General features: G+C 61.6%; 17 protein-coding genes. 5 read left to right on the forward strand and 12 right to left on the reverse strand.

Annotated elements, in window-relative coordinates; all coding sequences use genetic code 11:
- The 6 genes from JOZ06_RS11755 to JOZ06_RS11780 form a co-directional block, all read right to left on the reverse strand.
- Positions 1–119, reverse strand: a 119-nt coding sequence (locus tag JOZ06_RS11755; protein WP_293232800.1) for a ChbG/HpnK family deacetylase, incomplete at its 3' end; no start/stop codon positions are given.
- Complete coding sequence (locus JOZ06_RS11760; RefSeq protein WP_293232611.1) at positions 119–505, reverse strand: GtrA family protein; 387 nt, start codon at positions 503–505, stop codon at positions 119–121. The genes JOZ06_RS11755 and JOZ06_RS11760, both read right to left, overlap by 1 nt.
- Positions 502–1,509 (reverse strand): glycosyltransferase family 2 protein, encoded by a 1,008-nt coding sequence (locus tag JOZ06_RS11765; RefSeq protein WP_293232613.1) that lies wholly within the window; start codon positions 1,507–1,509, stop codon positions 502–504. The genes JOZ06_RS11760 and JOZ06_RS11765 overlap by 4 nt, the downstream gene beginning before the upstream one ends.
- 13 nt (positions 1,510–1,522) lie before the next feature.
- Complete coding sequence (locus tag JOZ06_RS11770; protein WP_293232615.1) at positions 1,523–2,962, reverse strand: glycosyltransferase family 39 protein; 1,440 nt, start codon at positions 2,960–2,962, stop codon at positions 1,523–1,525.
- A gap of 155 nt (positions 2,963–3,117) precedes the next feature.
- Complete coding sequence (locus JOZ06_RS11775) at positions 3,118–4,494, reverse strand: peptide MFS transporter (RefSeq protein WP_293232616.1); 1,377 nt, start codon at positions 4,492–4,494, stop codon at positions 3,118–3,120.
- Between the two features lie 159 nt (positions 4,495–4,653).
- Positions 4,654–4,980, reverse strand: coding sequence for a hypothetical protein (locus JOZ06_RS11780; protein ID WP_293232618.1), 327 nt, complete (start codon positions 4,978–4,980; stop codon positions 4,654–4,656).
- 81 nt (positions 4,981–5,061) lie between these two features.
- Here JOZ06_RS11780 and JOZ06_RS11785 point away from each other — a divergent pair, with 81 nt between their 5' ends.
- Positions 5,062–6,450 carry a tryptophanase gene (locus tag JOZ06_RS11785; protein WP_293232620.1) on the forward strand — a complete coding sequence of 463 codons (1,389 nt, stop codon included), beginning with the start codon at positions 5,062–5,064 and terminating at the stop codon, positions 6,448–6,450.
- Positions 6,451–6,507: 57 nt separating this feature from the next.
- Here JOZ06_RS11785 and JOZ06_RS11790 read toward each other — a convergent pair whose 3' ends face one another.
- The 6 genes from JOZ06_RS11790 to ccoN form a co-directional block, all read right to left on the reverse strand.
- On the reverse strand, positions 6,508–6,918 hold the full coding sequence (locus JOZ06_RS11790; protein WP_293232622.1) for a YbaY family lipoprotein: 411 nt from the start codon (positions 6,916–6,918) through the stop codon (positions 6,508–6,510).
- Between the two features lie 96 nt (positions 6,919–7,014).
- Entirely contained in the window at positions 7,015–8,442 is a 1,428-nt protein-coding gene (gene ccoG / locus JOZ06_RS11795) for a cytochrome c oxidase accessory protein CcoG (RefSeq protein ID WP_293232624.1), read from the reverse strand.
- 144 nt (positions 8,443–8,586) lie between these two features.
- Positions 8,587–9,516: a cytochrome-c oxidase, cbb3-type subunit III gene (gene ccoP / locus JOZ06_RS11800; protein WP_366515129.1), complete on the reverse strand. Its 930-nt coding sequence runs from the start codon at positions 9,514–9,516 to the stop codon at positions 8,587–8,589.
- Positions 9,513–9,704 carry a cbb3-type cytochrome c oxidase subunit 3 gene (locus JOZ06_RS11805; RefSeq protein ID WP_293232626.1) on the reverse strand — a complete coding sequence of 64 codons (192 nt, stop codon included), beginning with the start codon at positions 9,702–9,704 and terminating at the stop codon, positions 9,513–9,515. Before JOZ06_RS11805 ends, ccoP begins: the two co-directional genes overlap by 4 nt.
- A 3-nt stretch (positions 9,705–9,707) precedes the next feature.
- Positions 9,708–10,322, reverse strand: coding sequence for a cytochrome-c oxidase, cbb3-type subunit II (gene ccoO, locus JOZ06_RS11810; RefSeq protein WP_293232628.1), 615 nt, complete (start codon positions 10,320–10,322; stop codon positions 9,708–9,710).
- 19 nt (positions 10,323–10,341) lie between these two features.
- Positions 10,342–11,766, reverse strand: a complete 1,425-nt coding sequence (gene ccoN, locus JOZ06_RS11815; protein ID WP_293232630.1) for a cytochrome-c oxidase, cbb3-type subunit I — start codon at positions 11,764–11,766, stop codon at positions 10,342–10,344.
- 403 nt (positions 11,767–12,169) lie between these two features.
- On the opposite strand from ccoN, the gene JOZ06_RS11820 reads away from it, so the two are divergent.
- The 4 genes from JOZ06_RS11820 (at position 12,170) to JOZ06_RS11835 (ending at position 18,677) form a co-directional block, all read left to right on the forward strand.
- A complete protein-coding gene (locus JOZ06_RS11820) occupies positions 12,170–13,960 on the forward strand; it encodes a PDZ domain-containing protein (RefSeq protein ID WP_293232632.1) in 1,791 nt (596 codons plus the stop codon).
- A 74-nt stretch (positions 13,961–14,034) separates the two neighbouring features.
- Positions 14,035–16,662: an aminopeptidase N gene (gene pepN, locus JOZ06_RS11825; RefSeq protein ID WP_293232634.1), complete on the forward strand. Its 2,628-nt coding sequence runs from the start codon at positions 14,035–14,037 to the stop codon at positions 16,660–16,662.
- Positions 16,663–16,781: 119 nt separating this feature from the next.
- Positions 16,782–17,669 carry a DMT family transporter gene (locus tag JOZ06_RS11830; protein WP_293232636.1) on the forward strand — a complete coding sequence of 296 codons (888 nt, stop codon included), beginning with the start codon at positions 16,782–16,784 and terminating at the stop codon, positions 17,667–17,669.
- Positions 17,670–17,756: 87 nt separating this feature from the next.
- A complete protein-coding gene (locus JOZ06_RS11835; RefSeq protein WP_293232638.1) occupies positions 17,757–18,677 on the forward strand; it encodes an alpha/beta fold hydrolase in 921 nt (306 codons plus the stop codon).
- Positions 18,678–18,712: the final 35 nt, after the last annotated feature.

The raw sequence follows: 18,712 nt of genomic DNA on the forward strand, positions 1-18,712 counted from the left end.
GGCGAGGGCGCGAACACGCTGGTGGCGGACAGCCTGCCGGCATCGATCAGTGCCAGGATGCCGCGGCTGATGCCGGGGGATTGGGCAAAGTCGTCGGCGCACAGGATCAGGCGGCGCATCAGGCGAGGCTCCGGGCGCGAAACGCCCACAGTTTGCTCAGCACGAAGGTCAGCGCCGCCACGGCGAACAGCACGATCAACAGCGACACCCGGTAGTCGAGCGCGGTAAAGCGCAACAAGAGCGCGTACAGACCTTCGTTGACGGCGAAGCTCAGGCAGGCGACGCCGAAAAAGCGCGGCAGCGCGTGGCGGTGCGACACGCCGCTTTGGCCGAAGGTCAGGTGGCGGTGGCCCCAGTAGCTGACCTGAAACGCCACCAGGAAGGCGGCGATGTTGGCGACGAGCGGCGCGAGTCCGAGCGGGGTCAGTACGGCGGTCACCATCAGGTAGTGCACGACGAGCGCGCTGATGCCGACCACGCCAAACCAGAGCAGCTGCCGTTTCACTCCCGTCCCTCGTCGCTGCCCGACAAATGGGTGATGCGGCTGATGAAGTAAGCCGGCCGCTGTTTGACCTCGGTGAAGATGCGTCCGATGTATTCGCCCAGCACGCCGATGGATAGCAATTGCACGCCGCCGAGGAACATGATGGCGACGATCAGCGTCGGCCAACCGTGCTGGTCGTTGCCGTGCAGCAAGGTATCGAGGATGACGTAGAGCGCATAGGCGATCGAGGCAAGTGAAATGCTGCTGCCGACGAAGGTCCAGACGCGCAGTGGCACGTTGGAAAACGCGGTGAGTCCGGTCAAACCCAGGCCGAGCAGGCGGTAGAGGTTGAAGCTGCTTTGTCCTCCCAGCCGGTCGTTGGTGTGGGTCTCCACCGCGAGTCGGGTGAAGCCGACCCAGTTGTAGATGCCCTTCATGAAGCGGTTGCGTTCCGGCATCTGGCGCAGCGCGTCCAGGATGCAGCGGTCGAGCACGCGGAAGTCCTGGGTGTTTTCCGGAATCTTCAACTGTGCGCCGGTATTGAGCAGCGCATAAAACACCCGCGTGAACCAGCGCTTGGCCAGGCTTTCGCCATCCCGGCTCGATCGGACGCTGTAGACCATGTCGTAGCCTTTGCGCCAATTGGCGATGAAGGCGGGGATCATCTCCGGCGGGTGTTGGAAATCGCCGTCGATCAGCACCGCCACGTCGCCGCGCGCCAGATCGATGCCGGCGGTCAGCGCCAGCTCCTTGCCAAAGTTGCGCGACAGCTGCACCAGTGTCACCGGCAACTGATCCTTGATGCCGAGTACCCGTTCCACCGTGGCATCGCGGCTGCCGTCGTCGACGACGATCAGCTCGTGGCGCAAGCCCTCCGCCAGCAGAATCTGGTGCAGCGTATGCAACAGCAGCACGATGTTCTCCGCCTCGTTGTAGGCGGGCACGATGCAGCTGACCAGCGGGTCTGCCGGCCGTTCTGCGGCGCGAAGTTGCAGCAGATACTCGGGAACGAACTCTTCAGTCATGTCAGATCCTGAATCAGACTTGGCCATGCCGCTTGCGCAACAGCAGGGTGACTTCCCCCGGGTTGCGGAAACGGCCGATTTCTTCAAAGGCTTGCTTGACCGGCGCGGGCAAGGTCGCATAGTCGTCGGATGTGGTGGCAATGTAATCCACCGTCGGGTCTTGCAACAGCGCCATTGCCGCTGTCGGCGCGTGGCTTGTGCGCACGCGGCCTTGGGAATAGAACTCGGCCGAGAACTCGCGCCGTGAATCCCAGTAGAGCAGGTGGCTCGTCGGCGCCGGGTGCTGGGCCTGCCAGTCGGCGATCAGCGCCTCCTGGGTGCGGCCGACCTTGCCCGGCATCGCGGCAAAGGCCAGCGTCGCCGCCAGCGTTACCACGCCGGCAAACAAGCCTAACCAGGCAATCGGCGCGAGCGGCGCCTGGCGGCGGCGCCACAGCTCCGCGAACAGCAAGGCGAAGCCGCTGGCGATCGGCAACGGATACGGGAAGATGATATTGCCCGACAGGGTAAAGAACGCCAGGGTCATCAACGTCCACAACACCAAGTACGACAGCCAGCCGTCATCCGCTTCGCCGGCTGGCGCGGCGGGGCGCTTCGCCAGCCAGTAGATCGCTTGCGGCGACCAGGGCAGGAAGCCCGCCAGCGCGAACAGCCAGATCATCCCATGCGGCGTAGCGTGGGCGAAACCGTAGCGGTCGCCCTTCCAGCCCGGATCGAGGAAGCGGTGCACGTGCTCGCCCATGATGAAATAGTTGAGGAAACCCGGTGTACGGATTTCCGCCAGGATGTACCAGGGAATGCCGATGGCCAGCATCAGCGCCACGCCGCCCGCCCAGGGCAGGTCGCGCCATAGCGCCATCCATTGCCGCTGCCAGAATAGCCAAACGAAGATCGGCATGCCGACGAGCACGATCGCCAGCGGCCCCTTGGCCAATAGGCCGAGGCCGAGGCCGGCGAAAAACAGATAGCCCCACAGACGGCTCTTCTCGGACAGCGCAAACCAGAAAGCCAATTGCGACAGCGTGACGCAGAACATCAGCGACGGATCGGTCATCACCGTGCCGGCGCACAGGTAAAACAGCACACCGCCCGCGAGGGCCAGAACGGCGACCCAGGCGGCTTCCTCGCCCTGGCGCTTCCGGGCGGCGATGAAGGTCAGCCAGCCGGTGGCGATGGCGAGCAACAGCGCCGGCAGGCGCACGGCGAATGCATTGACGCCGAAGAGGCCCATCGCGGCGGCTGACAGCCAGGTCGATAGCGGCGGCTTGGCCCAGAACGGCACGCCGTAATCATGCAACGGGGTCACCCAGTTGCCGGTTTCCAGCATCTTGCGGGCGATTTCCGCATAACGCGCCTCGGTGGTGTCGTTCAGCGGAATGAAGAACATGGCGATGAGCCGGATGAGAAGCAGCGCCAGCAAGACGGTCAATACGCGCCGTCGGGTTGTGTTCATGCGTGTCCTGTGTCTGGAAAATTCGTAACCGCTGATTTTATACCAGCAAAGCTTAATATGCTTTTAAACCTGATGAGAACGGCAAAAAGTTTATCAAATGCAAAAAGGCCACCGCTTGTGCGGTGGCCACAGTTCTATCTGACGGTCGGCGCGAATCAGGCGGCGAGGTGCATCATCTTTTGCAGCTTGCGCGACAGCGCAAACAGAATCAGCGAGGCGACCCCGGCCATGGCCACGAACAGCATGAAGAAGTCGTGCAGGTTGTGGATGGTGTAGCCCATGAACACCGGCGGTGCCATTTTCGGATCCGGGTACAGCGCCGAGAGGATGCCGGCGAACTTATTGGCGGCGGCGTTGGACAAGAACCAGATACCCATCATCAGGCTCGTGAAGCGCACCGGCGAGAGCTTGACCACCAGCGACAGACCGATCGGCGACAGACTCAGTTCGCCGAAGGTGTGCAGCAGGTAGAGGCTGGTGAGCCACATCATGCTGACCTTGACGCCCGGCTGCAGGCCGTCGACGCCGAAGGCGATCACCAGATAGCCGATGGCGAGCAGGAACAGGCCGAGCGCCATCTTGGTCGGCGAGGCCGGCTCGCGGCCCTTGTTGCCCAGGCGAGTCCAGATCCAGGCGAACACAGGGGCGAACAGCACGATGGCCACCGGATTGATCGACTGGAAGTACGAGGCCGGCACGACGAAGCCGAACAGGCTGCGGTTGGTCTGTTCTTCGGCGAAGAAGGTCAGCGAAGCGCCGGCCTGTTCGAAGGCCGACCAGAAGAAGATCACGAATGCCGACACGATCATGATGACCGCCAGGCGCTCGTAGTCGACGCGGGTCAGCGGCTCATGCTTGGCGTGGCCGCTGGTGTCGACGGCGCGTTTGGGCGCCATGCCGATGGCCTTGCCTTCCGGCGTGACCAGATAGCGGTTCTTCAGCAGGGAGAACACCACCAGGCTGATGAGCATGCCAAAGCCGGCGGCGAGGAAGCCCCACTTGAAGTCATGCGCGTTCCCTGTGTCCCCCAGGGTGCCGCAGACCAGCGGCGCCAACAGCGCGCCGGCGTTAATGCCCATGTAGAAAATGGTGAAGGCCGCGTCCACGCGTTTGTCGCCCGCCGGATACAGCTGACCGACCATCGACGAGATGTTCGGCTTGAACATGCCGTTGCCGGCGATCAACGCGCCCAGGCCGACGTACATCATCGTCGTGGCGGTGCCGATCGACTGGCTAAACAGCGAGCCGGAAAAGAACATCATGAACTGGCCGATGGCCATCAACAGGCCGCCAGTGATGATCGAGCGGCGGTTGCCCCAATAGCGGTCGGCGATGTAGCCGCCGATCAGCGGGGTCACGTAGACCAGACTCGTGTAGGTACCGTAAATGCCCGAAGCGGCCGCTTTGTCCATCAGCAACGCTTTGACCATGAACAGGACGAAAATGGCGCGCATGCCGTAATAGCTGAAGCGCTCCCACATTTCAGTGACAAAGAGCAGATACAGGCCCTTTGGATGTGCTTGTTTGATCATTAATGTATTCCTAGTGCAAGGAAGCTTGAGACCAACGACGATAGATTTATGTTTTTTTGTTATGTCCCCATTCGGTAATTACACCGCTGGGGTCTGGCATGATAACGGCGATGATATTTGCAATGAGGATATTTTCTTTTTATTGCAACGTGGATGTCATCAATTGGTCATTTGTTGATATAGATCGTGATTTTCTGTGATGCGACTGACATAAATAAAGCGATGATGTAATTCTATTGGCAGATAAATGTTATGGTGTGAAGCTATTGTCATATTGAATGTGAATTGATTATTTTTTTCTTGAACGATGATGGCAACCTGGCGTAGCCTGTTGAGGCGCCGATGTGGCGCTAACCCTTTGAGTTGATGATGGATGTTCACTGCTTCCGGGCCTTGGTCCCGAACTGGTATACGCTCGACATCGTCTTGACCTACGACTTTCCCCGCGCTTGATCCCTGCCGCGCCACGCGGCGTCTGTGTTTCATCATTTTTCCGTTACACACGATACTCGGCCGACTTGCCGTTGCCGCATGAGGCAGGGTGAGCCGCGCCTAGGGAGATTCAACATGGCACGTCGTATTCCTGAGCCGTTCCGTATCAAGATGGTTGAGCCGATTCACCAGACCACGCCCGAGTACCGCCGTCAGGCGCTCGATGCCGCCGGCTGGAACCCGTTCCTGTTGCATGGGGACGACGTTTATATCGATTTGCTGACCGACAGCGGCACCGGCGCGATGAGCGACCGGCAATGGGCCGGGCTGATGATGGGGGACGAGTCCTATGCCGGCAGCCGCAATTTCTACCACCTGGAACAGACCGTGCGCGAGCTGTTCGGTTATCAGCACGTGATGCCGACCCACCAGGGGCGTGGCGCCGAACAGATTCTGTTTCCCGAGCTCGTTCGCCGTCTCAAGGGCAGCGCGCCGGTGTTCTTCTCCAACTATCACTTCGACACCACCAAGGCGCATGTCGAAATGGCCGGTGCGCGCGCGTTGAATCTGCTGACGCCGGCGGCGCTCGACACGCAGAAGGCCTACGACTGGAAGGGCGACTTCGACCTCGAGGGATTGCGCGCCGCGATCAAGACGCATGGCGCCGACAACGTGGCCGGGGTGATCATGACGGTTACCTGTAACAGCGCCGGCGGTCAGCCGGTGTCGATGGGCAACCTGCGCGCGGTGAGCGAGCTGGCCCGCCAACATGGCATTCCGGTGATTCTGGATGCCGCGCGCTTCGCCGAGAACGCCTGGTTCATCAAACATCGCGACCGCGATTACGCGCAGGCCGAAATCGGCGATATCGTGCGCGAGATGTTCAGCTATGGCGACATCTTTACCATGTCGGCCAAGAAGGACGCGCTGGTGAACATCGGCGGCCTATGCTGTTTCCGCGACGACGTCGATCTGTTCCGCGCGGTGCAGGTGCGCTGTGTGGCGATGGAAGGCTTCGTCACCTACGGCGGCTTGGCCGGGCGCGACATGGAGGCGTTGGCGATCGGTTTGAGGGAGGGGTTGAACCACGACTACCTGAGCTACCGTATTGCCCAGGTGGCTTATCTGGGCGAGCGCTTGGCGACTGGCGGCGTGCCGATCCAGACGCCGACCGGCGGCCACGCGGTATTCGTCGACGCCAAGCGCATGTTGCCGCATATTCCGTCGCACCAATTCCCGGCGCACGCGCTGGCTTGCGCGCTGTATCTGGAAGGCGGCATCCGCGGGGTGGAAATCGGTTCGCTGCTGTTGGGCCGCAACCCAGTGACCGGCGAGCAGGAACCGTCGGATCTGGAATTGCTGCGCCTGACCATTCCTCGACGCGTCTACACCAACGATCACATGGACTACATCGCCGACTGTCTGATCGAACTGAATGGCCGCGCCGGCAGCATCCGCGGTCTGACCTTCGAGTATGAGCCGCCGATCCTGCGTCACTTCACCGCGCGCTTGAAGCAAGTGTAAGCGCCTGGCGGACGCGCGCTACGGATGTATCTCGTGGCGTGCGTTCCCGTCTCGACTTCAGGGCGCGATCGGCTGCGGCGTCACGTCGGCTGTGGCGGGCAGGCCGGCGTCGGTGCCGGTCAGCATCGTCGTGCCTTGCATGCGTAGCGAACCATTGGCGTAGACCTGACTATCCACTTCGTAATGGCCGCCGGCATGGACGGCGCGGCGGTCGTAGGTCAACGCGTAGACCACCGGCGTGCGCTTCGGATTGTTGAGGAACTGTTCGCTCAATACGTCGGCGGCGCCGCCGCTGCCGGTCACGTCCATGAGCCGCTGGCGCACCATGACGTCGCGGCCGTTCTTGATCAGGTTCGGCGGCAGCTCGACATTGCCGTTGAGCACGGCGGGCTGGTAGGGCGTGCCGGCGCAAGCGGCCAAGAGCGCGGCGCAGGGCAGGGCGAACCACAGCGAGGAACGGGGCAGCATGTACAGATCTCCGATTTGCGGGACGAATGCCGCATTGGACGCGATTTGACACCGCAATGCAACGACGCCGTCGCGAAGGACGGCGTCGTGGGACGGTTATTCGCCGATAAAGCTCGACTTCTCGCGGGTGTAATTGGACGGCTGCTCCACTTGGCGGATGGTGAAGTGGATCTCGTGGCTGCCCTGTGGCGCCACCTCCGGCTGCGCCTGCACACGCGCGCCTACCAAGACGTTGTCGCCCGGCGCCACGTTGATGGTCTTCTGATCCATTTGCAAGCGCAGGTCGGGGAGTCCATCGACTGCCACGGTGAAGTGCTGCGGCTGGTCGGTCACGTTCATGATGCGCAGGCTGTAGGTGTTTTCCAGCCAGCCGTCGTCGGTTTCGCGTACGAGCGAGGCGCGGTCGCGGATGATGTCGACCTTGAACGGCAGACGCAGGAAGAACATCGTGCAGGCCGTGGTGAACACCACCAAGAGCACCACCGAATACATGATCACACGCGGGCGCAGGATGCGGTGCGCGATCTGTGCCCGCGGGACCTTGCCTTCCTGCACGTTTTCCGTGGTGTAGCTGATCAAGCCGCGCGGATAGCCCATCTTATCCATGACTTCGTCGCAGCCGTCGATACAGGCGGCGCAGCCGATGCACTCGTATTGCAGGCCGTCGCGGATGTCGATGCCCACCGGGCAGACCTGCACGCAGATGCCGCAGTTGATGCAGCTGCCGAGGCCGACGTCCTTGGGATCGATGCCTTTTTTACGCGCGCCGCGCGGTTCGCCACGCGCCTCGTCGTAGGAAATGATCAGCGTGTCGCGGTCGAACATGACGCTCTGGAAACGGGCGTACGGACACATGTACTTGCAGACCTGCTCGCGCATGTGCGCGGCGAACAGATAGGTGAAGCCGGCGTAGAAGAAGATCCAGAAGGTTTCCCACGGACCGTAGTCGAAGGTCGGCATCGCGGCCACCAGATCGCGGATCGGGGTGTAGTAGCCGACGAGGGTGAAGCCGGTCCATAGCGAGAAGGCGATCATGATGGCGTGCTTGACGAACTTGATCGTGAACTTGCGTCCGCTCATCGGCTGCTGGTCGAGCTTCATGCGCTTGACGTGGTTGCCTTCGACCAGACGCTCGATCCACAGCATGACCTCGGTGTACACCGTTTGCGGACAAGCGTAGCCGCACCACAGCCGGCCGGCGATCGTGGTCCACAGGAACAGGCCGAAGGCGCAGCACATCAAGAGCGCGGCCAGATAGACGAAATCCTGCGGCCAGATGGTGAGGCCGAACAGGTAGAACTTGCGGTCGACCAGATCGAACAGCAGCGCTTGGCGGCCATTCCAGGTGACCCAGGGCATACCGAGGTAGAACAGTTGGGTGCCGAATAGGAACAGCAGGCGCCATTTGGCGAAGATGCCGCGCACGTCGCGCGGGTAGAGCTTGCGGGATTTTTCGTACAGAGAAATCGCTTGTTCCGGCTTATTTTCTACTTTGACGTTGATGTCTTTGAGTGAATCCGACATGGCCGTTCCCTTGCGAGGATTAGGTAAAACTCACTGCTATGAATTTTACATAATTCTCATATTGTTTGCGTGTTATAAAGATAGAACTTTTTGTTATGTTGAAACACCACTGCCCGCGTGAGCGGGCAGTGGTGAAAACCAGCGTTATTGTGCCGGTTGTTGCGGCAGGTTGGACAGGCTCCACACGTAGGCGGCCAGCAAGTGCACCTTGCCTTCGCCGAGGAAGTCCTTCCAGGCCGGCATCTGATTGTTGCGGCCGTTGGTGATGGTTTCGATGATGGTCTTTTCGGTACCGCCATAGAGCCATACGCCGCTCGGGTGCGTCAGGTTCGGCGCGCCGACGGCGGTATTGCCGTGACCGTCCGGACCGTGGCAGGACGCGCAGATGGTCTTGAAGGTGGTCTCGCCACGCGATGCACGGTCGGCATCGAACTGCTTGCCGGCGATCTTCAGCACGTAGTTGGCCACATCCTTGACCTTCTCTTCACCCAGTACCGAGCCCCAGGCCGGCATCTGGCCGTGACGGCCACCCAGGATCGTGGTCTGGATGGTTTGCGGGTCGCCGCCGTACTGCCAGTCGTGATGCACCAGGTTGGGGAAGCCCTTGGCGCCGCGCGCGTCGGAACCATGGCACTGGATGCAATAGGTCTGGAACAGGCGTTGGCCCATTTCATGCGCTTGCGGATCGGCGGCGACGGCCTTCAAGTCCATCTGCAGATACTTGTTGAACATCGGCAGATACTTGGCTTCCGCCTGTGCGCGCTCCTCGTTGTACTGGCCGACCGAGGTCCAGCCGCGGATGCCCGGGAAGGTGCCCAGACCCGGATACAGCACCAGATACACGGCGCCGAAGATCAGGGTCAGATAGAACAGCATCATCCACCAGCGCGGCAGCGGATTGTTGTACTCCTGCAAGTCGCCGTCCCACACGTGGCCCATGGTCTCGGCCTGTTGGCCGGGCTTGACCGATGTTTTCGATTGGGTAATCAACAGCGCGGCCAGGCCGACGAAGCCCGCAACCACGATGACCGTGATGTAGATCCCCCAGAAACCGCTGACAAAATCACTCATCATCTCGCTCCATTGCCGCTTGGCTCGTCACCGTCCTCTTCAGGCGTCAAGTCATCGTCGTCGATGATCATCTTCGCCACGTCGTTGTAGCGTTGCTTGGAGCGCTTGCTGTAGGCGACCCAAGCGAACACCAGAAACGACACGAAGCAGAAGACGGTGAACAGCTCGTGGGCAAAATTGGTCCAGTCCATGGCTTAACGCACGTTCTTCAGTGCAAGGCCGAGGCTTTGCAGGTAGGCGATCAGCGCATCCATTTCGGACTTGCCCTCGACTTCCGACTTGGCGTTGGCGATGTCCTGGTCGGTGTACGGCACGCCGACCACGCGCAGCGCGCGCATCTTCGCCTGAACGTCGTCCGCATCGGCCAGATTCTTGGCCAGCCACGGGAAGGCCGGCATATTCGACTCCGGCACCACGTCGCGCGGGTTGTTCAGGTGGACGCGGTGCCATTCGTCGGAGTAGCGGCCGCCGACGCGGGCCAGGTCCGGGCCATTACGCTTGGAACCCCATTGGAACGGATGGTCGTAGACCGATTCGCCCGCCACCGAGTAGTGACCATAGCGCTCGGTTTCGGCGCGGAACGGACGGATCATCTGCGAGTGGCAGGTATAACAGCCTTCGCGGATGTAGATGTCCCGGCCGGTCAATTCGAGGGCGCTGTACGGCTTAAGGCCCTCGATCGGCTGGGTGGTGGACTTTTGGAACGCCAGCGGAACGATCTCCACCAGGCCGGCAACGCTGATCACGATCAGCGTGAATACGATCAGGAAGCCGACATGTTCTTCGACAAGTTGCTGAATCTTATCCATTTTTATTCTGCCTTTCCGCTCAATGGCTTTGCGCTGCCAACGCCGGGATCTTGGCGTCGACGGCCTTGCCGGCATTGATGGTGCGGAACACGTTGTATGCCATGACGAGCATGCCGCTGAGGTAGAACAGACCGCCCAGCGCGCGCACGATCAGATACGGGTGCACTGCCTTGACCACTTCCACGAAGGCGTAGGTCAGGGTGCCATCCGGGTTGATGGCGCGCCACATCAGACCTTCGGTGACGCCGGCGATCCACATCGAGGCGATGTAGAGCACGACGCCGACGGTGGCGATCCAGAAGTGCACTTCGATCAGCTTGGTGCTGAACATCTCCTCACGGTTCCACAGACGCGGAATCAGGTAGTAGATCGAGCCGATGGTGATGAAGCCGACCCAGCCAAGCGCCCCGGAGTGAACGTGGCCAATGCCCCAGTCGGTATAGTGCGACAGCGCGTTGACGGTCTTGATCGACATCATCGGGCCTTCGAAGGTGGACATACCGTAGAAGGACAGGGAGACGATCAGGAACTTCAGGATCGGATCGGTACGCAGTTTGTGCCAGGCGCCGGATAGGGTCATGATGCCGTTGATCATCCCGCCCCAGCTCGGTGCGAGCAGGATCAGCGAGAACACCATGCCTAGCGACTGAGTCCAGTCGGGCAGCGCGGTGTAGTGCAGGTGGTGCGGGCCGGCCCACATGTAGGTGAAGATCAGCGCCCAGAAGTGCACCACCGACAGACGGTACGAGTAGATCGGACGGCCGGCCTGTTTCGGCACGAAGTAGTACATCATGCCGAGGAAGGCGGCGGTCAGGAAGAAGCCTACCGCGTTATGGCCGTACCACCACTGCACCATGGCGTCCACCGCGCCCGAATAGACCGAGTAGGACTTCCACATGCTCACCGGAATGAAGGCGCTGTTGACGATATGCAGCAAGGCCACGGCCAAAATGAACGCGCCGTAGAACCAGTTGGCCACGTAGATGTGCTTGACCTTGCGGATGGCCAGGGTGCCGAAAAAGACGATGGCGTAGACCACCCAGACGATGGTGATCAATACCTTGATCGGCCATTCCAATTCGGCGTATTCCTTGCCGAAGGTGATGCCGAGCGGGAACGTGATCGCGGCGAGCACGATGACGAGCTGCCAGCCCCAGAAGGTGAAGGCGGCGAGCTTGTCTGAGATCAGCCGGACGTTGCAGGTGCGCTGCACCACATAATACGAGGTGGAGAACAGACCGCAGCCGCCAAAGGCGAAGATCACGGCGTTCGTGTGTAACGGGCGCAGACGGCCAAAGTGGAACCAGGGCCCAAAATTGAGCTCCGGCCACACCATTTGGGCCGCGATGATGACGCCCACCAGCATGCCGACCACGCCCCAAACGACGGTCATGATGGCAAACTGGCGCACCACCTTATAGTTATAAGTGGATTGCGTTTCCATTTATGGTTATCTCCAAGGTTGCGAACTCAGAACGAGAAAACACTGCTCGCCACAAGAAGACCCACGCCAGGATTACCCTGAACGCGAGGTCCGGCAGAATTCCTTAGTTGCGACACATCCCGTGGTCCGGACGCTGTCTGGACCATCATCCCGGTAAGGCCATTGCCGTTATTCTATATGCATTCGTCTGTTAAAGACGAATTGCGGAGGTCATGAAATACGCAAATTTCACTGATCTCGGCGGCTTGCAGGCTAACTTTGTTATTTAACTTATTTCAACAACGCTTGCAGTATAATGTCATGGTGTGGCCATTAGTTGACCTGAATCAATTTGTTGGGGTGGCCCGCTCAATACCACACGGCAATGTTAGAATGTTGTTTTGCCCTTGCAGGATAGCTGCTCATGTCCGTTCCTGTTCTCTATCGCATTCGCCCCGCCTCGCCCGAAGCGCATCTTTTCGAAGTTTCCTTAACGGTTAGCCAGCCGGCCAAGAAAGGTCAGCTGTTCCATTTGCCGGCTTGGATTCCGGGCAGTTACATGATCCGCGAGTTCGCCCGGCACATCGTCACGCTGCATGCCGAATGCGGCGGGCAACCGGTGGCGTTGCATAAGCTCGACAAGCATAGCTGGCAGGCCGATCCGGTCGACGGCGCGCTGACGCTCTACTATCAGGTATATGCCTTCGACCTGTCGGTGCGCGGGGCCTATCTGGACGCTCAGCGCGGCTTCTTCAACGGGACGAGCGTCTTCCTGGCGGTCGACGGCTATGAACAGGGCCGCTGCGAGGTCGAGATCGAGCGGCCGCGCGGCAAGGCCTATCAAGACTGGCGTGTCGCCACCAGCCTGCCGCTGCGCGAGGGCAAACAAAAGGACAATGGCTTCGGACGTTATCGCGCCGAGAATTACGATGCGCTGATCGACCATCCGGTAGAACTTGGCTTGTTTGAGTCGGTGTCGTTCAAGGCGTGCGGCGTGCCGCACGAATTTGTGGTCTCTGGGCGTTTTAACGCCGACTTGAAACGTTTGGCGCGCGATACGAAGAAAATCTGCGAATGGCATATCCGCTTGTTCGGCGAACCGGCGCCGTTTGACCGCTACGTTTTCATGCTGTTCGTCGGCAAGGAGATCTACGGGGGCCTGGAGCACCGCGCCTCCACCGCGCTGATGGCCGACCGCGACCATCTGCCGCGTCCGGGCGCGAAGGGCATCGACGACGGCTATCTTCGGCTGTTGGGTCTCATCAGCCATGAATATTTCCATGCCTGGAACGTCAAACGCCTGAAGCCCGCTGCGTTCCAGCCCTATGACCTGACGCGCGAAAACCATACCCGCCTGTTGTGGGCGTTCGAGGGCGTGACTTCGTACTATGACGACTTGGCGCTGCTGCGCGCCGGCCTGATCGACCGCGAGCGTTACCTCGGTTGCGTGGCGGAGACGGTCACCACCGTGTGGCGTGGCAACGGTCGTACCAAGCAGACGCTGGAGGCCTCGAGCTTCGATGCCTGGACCAAGTACTACCGTCAGGATGAGAACAGCCCCAATAGCATCGTCAGCTACTATGCCAAGGGAGCGCTGGTGGCGTTGGCGCTGGATTTGTTGATCCGCGACAAGACCAAAGGCACGAAGTCGCTTGATGATGTCATGCGATTTTTGTGGAAAAAATGGCAAAAGGATGGCGCTGGCTTGGCCGAGGGCGAATGGGAATCGCTGGCTGGCGACGCGACCGGCCTTGATTTACACGATTTTTTCCAGCAGGCGTTGCGCGCTACGGACGATCTGCCGCTAGGCCCGCTGTTGGCGACCCAAGGGATCAAGTTTGCCTTCGACTACGGCGCGGGCCTGACCGACCGCGGCGGCTTCGGCGCCGTGAAGTCCGAACCGGACGTGCCGCGCGCCTCGCTCGGCATCAAGGGCGCGAGCGACCCGCTCGGCGTGCGGCTGCAGCACGTGTATGACGGCGGCGCGGCTCAGGCGGCCGGCTTGTCCGGCGGCGACGTGATCGTGGCGGTGGACGGTTTGCGCGCGACCGATGCCGACAAGATGCAGGCAGGCCTGATCGCAGGGCGGAGCGTTATCGTGCACGCCTTCCGCCGCGACGAGCTCTTGACCGTGCAGGTGCTGCCGAAGGCGCAAACGCCCGATGCCTGCCGTTTGTCTTTGATGAAAAAAACCGGGCCTTGGCCCGCGGTGTAGATGAATCCGCAAGATAGCGGAGCGTTGGCGGGGCCCATCCCCGCCGTATAGACCTCGTTACAGTGAGTTGAAAAATGACACGCCAGCCTCAAGTCAAGTATCGCCATGATTACCAGCCGCCGGCCTTTCTGATCGATCGGGTCGATCTCAAGTTCGACATTGAAGACACGTTGACGCGGGTTTCCTCGCGTCTGGTCATTACCCGCAACCCGGAGGCGCACCATGCCGCCGATCTGGTGCTCGACGGCTCGGCCCGCCTGTCGGGCGTGGTGCTCGACGGCCAGCCGCTGGAGCCCGAGCGCTATCAGCTGACCGATGACGCGTTGACGGTGAAGGCTGTGCCCGACAGCTTCATCCTTGAGGTGGAGACCGAGATCGAGCCTGCGGCGAACACGAGCCTGATGGGCTTGTATGCCTCCAACGGCAACCTGTTCACCCAGTGCGAGCCGGAAGGCTTCCGCAAGATCACCTATTATCTTGACCGTCCCGACGTGATGGCCAAGTTCTCCACCACGATCGTCGCCGACAAGCTCAAGTTTCCGGCCATGCTGTCCAATGGCAACAAGGTGGGCGAGGGCATGGTCGACAAGAAGCGCCGTTGGGTGAAGTGGGTCGACCCATACCGCAAGCCGTCCTATCTGTTCGCCATGGTGGCGGGCAAGCTGACCGCGCTCAAGGACAAGTTCATTACGATGAACGGGCGCGAAGTGGCGCTGGAGATCTGGACCGAACCGGCCGACCAGGACAAGGTGGTGTTCGCCATGGAGGCGGTCAAGCACGCCATGAAATGGGACGAGGAGCGCTTCGGTCTGGAGTACGACCTCGACATCTACATGATCGTGGCGGTGGGCGACTTCAATATGGGCGCCATGGAGAACAAGGGCCTGAACATCTTCAACACCAAGTACGTGCTGGCGCGGCAGGAAACCGCCACCGACGCCGATTTCGAGGCGGTCGAGGCGGTGATCGCGCACGAGTATTTCCACAACTGGACCGGCAATCGCGTCACTTGCCGCGACTGGTTCCAGCTGTCGTTGAAGGAAGGCCTGACCGTGTTCCGCGACCAGGAGTTCTCTGCCGACATGACAAGCCGCGCGGTCAAGCGCATCGAGGACGTGCAGGGACTGCGCGCCATGCAGTTCCCAGAGGATGCCGGCCCGACCGCGCACCCGATCCGCCCGGACAGCTACATCGAAATGAACAACTTCTACACCATGACGGTGTATGAAAAGGGCGCCGAAGTGGTGCGTATGTACCAGACCTTGCTTGGCCGCGATGGCTTCCGCAAGGGCATGGATCTGTATTTCAAGCGTCACGACGGCCACGCCGTGACCTGCGACGATTTCCGAGCCGCGATGGCCGACGCCAACGACGTCGACTTGACGCAATTCGCGCTGTGGTACAGCCAGGCCGGCACGCCGGTGCTGGACGCCAAGGGCCACTACGATGCCGTGGCGCGCACCTACCGTCTGGACGTGCGTCAGTCGTGTCCGGCCACGCCTGGCCAAAGCGACAAGCAGCCGATGCATATCCCGCTCGCGCTGGGGCTGCTCGGCAGTGACGGCAAGGATTTGCCGCTCAAGCTCGACGGCGAGACGCAAGCCGGCGCGACCACCCGCGTGCTCGATGTGAAGGCGGCGGAGCAGTCGTTCCTGTTCGTCGACGTGGCGAGCGCGCCGGTGCCTTCGCTGCTGCGCGGTTTTTCCGCGCCGGTGCAATTGAATGTCGATCTGACGGACGTCGAGTTGGCTTTCTTGATGGCGCACGACTCGGACGCCTTCTCCCGCTGGGAAGCCGGCCAGATCCTGTCGCAGCGCGTGCTGCGCATGCTGGTGGCCGATAGCCAGGCTGGCCGCGCGCTCTCGGTGCCGGCGCACTTCACCGCGGCGTTTGCCGCGGTGCTGAAGGATCTGAAAGCCGACCCTGCCTTTAAGGCGCTGATGCTCTCCTTGCCGAGCGAAGGCGAAATGCTCGAGTGGTTCGATGGCGCCGACCCGGCCTGCCACCATCACGTGCGCGAGTTCGTGCTCAAACACCTGGCGCAGGCGCTGCGCGCCGAATGGCGTCAGACGTTGGAACTTAGCCAGACGCGCGCCTACCTTCCGGCCGATGCCGGTCAGCGCACGCTGAAGAATCATGCGCTGGCGATGCTGTGCCGCCTGGACGAGGCCGGGTCGCTGGAAACCGCCAAGAACCAGTGCCTGCAAGCCGACAACATGAGCGATCAGATGGGGGCGCTCGTGGCGCTACGTGATCGCGACGTTCCCGAACGCGCCGACTGCTTGGCGGCCTTTGCGGCTCGGTGGGCCAACGATCCGCTGGTGATGGACAAGTACTTCGCGCTGCTCGCATCGTGCCAGGTGCCGAGCGCCCTGGATCAAGTGCGCGCTGCGATGGCGCACCCGGCGTTCTCGATCAAGAATCCGAATAAGGTCTACGCGCTCATTCGCACCTTCGGCCGCAATATGCAGCACTTCCATGCCGCCGATGGCAGCGGCTACCGCTTCATGGCCGATCAAGTGCTGGCGATCGATGCGCTCAACCCGTCGGTGGCGAGCCGGCTGGTGGGGGCGTTCAACCGCTGGAAGAAGGTCGAGCCGAAGCGTCAGGCGCTGATGAAGGCCGAACTGGAACGCCTGGCCGCGGCCAAGCTGTCCAAGGACGTGTTCGAGATCGTGTCCAAGAACTTGGAACAGGCTTGATCGATCTGTGCTAGGGGCTGTCTGCAAACTATTTGCGGCTGCAGACAGGCCCTAGACCCGGCAAGCGGGCGTGAGCGATCACGTCCGCTTGTTTCGTGATGGAGAAGGAATTGTCGACCATGCTTGGAAAAGGGCGCAGCGTCGCGTTGCTGGTGGGATTGTGGCTGGTGTGGGCCTATAGCTGGATCGCCAGCAAGATGGGGTTGCCGTATATGACGCCATTGCAACTGGCGTTCTGGCGCACGCTGCTGGGTCTCGTCACGCTCGCCACCGCGATGTTGCTGACGCGGCGCAGCCTGCGGCCTACGCCGTTTTGGCCAACCTTTTGGCTTGGCATGAGCCAAACCGCCGCCTTCGGTTCGTTGACGACAATGGCGCTATTGGCCGGCGGCGCCGGCAAGGTGTCGGTGTTGGCGTATACCATGCCGTTTTGGACGCTGTTGTTGGCGCGCTGCTTTCTCAACGAGCGTCTGGTGGGGCTGCAGTGGGGCGCGGTGGCCTTGGCCTGTGTGGGCCTCACGCTGATCATCCAGCCCTGGCAATTGCGCGGCGGGCCGCTGTCGGACGTGTTGGCCATTGCCGGCGGCTTGGCGTGGGCCGTGGCGGCGGTGCAGGCCAAACGGTTGCGCCAGCGTCATCGCGTCGGCACGGTGGCGCTGACCTTCTGGCAAATGCTGTGGGGGGTGATCCCGCTCGGCGCGCTGGCATGGCTGGTGCCGGCCCCGCCGGTCCACGTCAGTTGGCAGCTGGTGGCGATTTTGCTGTATCTCGGCGTGTTCGCCTCCGGGCTGGGCTGGCTGACCTGGATGCTGCTGCTCTCGAGGCTGTCGGCCGGCATGGCGAGCCTGAACGTGCTGGCGATTCCGGCGGTGGCGGTGCTGATGGCCTGGCTGCAGATGGGCGAGGCGCCGGATCGGACCGAGGGGCTCGGCATGTTGCTGATCGCCTTGGCGTTGGCGTTGTTGTCCGGCTGGACGGTGTGGCGCGAGCGGCAAGCCGGCGCTTGACGTAAACGGAAATTTCCGGCAATCATTCAAGCGTTTGCTTGATTTACCGGAGCGCCGCATCAGACGGCGCCATGACTTGGGGTTGCCGTGGAAAACCTGGAACACGACTTTTTCGTCGCGGTGACGGCGTCTGACCGTTTGCGTCTGCGCCGCATCTACCGCCAAGACGCGGGTCCGGCGGTACTGCTGGTGCACGGCGCCATGGCCAACGGACGCATTTTCTATTCCAACACGGGCAAGGGCTTGGCGCACTATCTGGCGCGCGCCGGCTATGACGTGTTCGTGCTCGACCTGCGCGGCCGTGGCGGCAGTACGCCAATCATCGACAAACGCGCGCGTCACGGTCAGACCGAGAGCATCCGCGACGATATCCCCGCCGCGCATCGCGCCATCCGCGCGCTGAAGGGCGATGCGCCGATTCACTGGATGGCGCACTCCTGGGGTGGCGTACTGATGCACAGCGCGCTGTTGCGCGACCCTGACCTGATTCCCGACGTCGCCTCTTGCGTGTATTTTGCCTCCAAGCGCACGGTGCGCGTGAAGAATCTGCAGCGCCGGCTGAAAGTCGACTTTTTCTGGAACGGCGTCGCCCACCTCATTACCCATGTGGTCGGCTATCTACCGTCGCGGGCTATGGGGCTGGGGCCCGACAACGAAACGCGCTTAAGCCACGCGCACAGCAGTCGCTGGGTGCGTGACGACCGCTGGGTCGATCCGGTCGACGGCTTCGATTACGCCGCCGCGGCGACGCGGCTGGCTTTGCCGCCGACGCTGTATTTCGCCGCCTGGGACGACCCGTGCCTTGGACACCGCGACGACGTGCGCCGTTTTCGCGATGAGGCCGGCCAGCATGTCTCGCGCTTGCATCTGCTCGGCCGCTGCACTGGCCATCGTCAGGATTACGACCATGCCTCGCTGCTGACGCATCCGGACGCGGTCGACGACCATTTCCCGCTGGTGTTGCGCTGGTTGGCCGGCGATTTTGCCGCCGTCCCGGAGAATATCTAACGTATGATGCAGGGCGGGACGTTCCTTCTCGCCGC

Source organism: Paludibacterium sp. (genome assembly GCF_019232825.1).
Classification (GTDB): Bacteria; Pseudomonadota; Gammaproteobacteria; order Burkholderiales; family Chromobacteriaceae; genus Paludibacterium.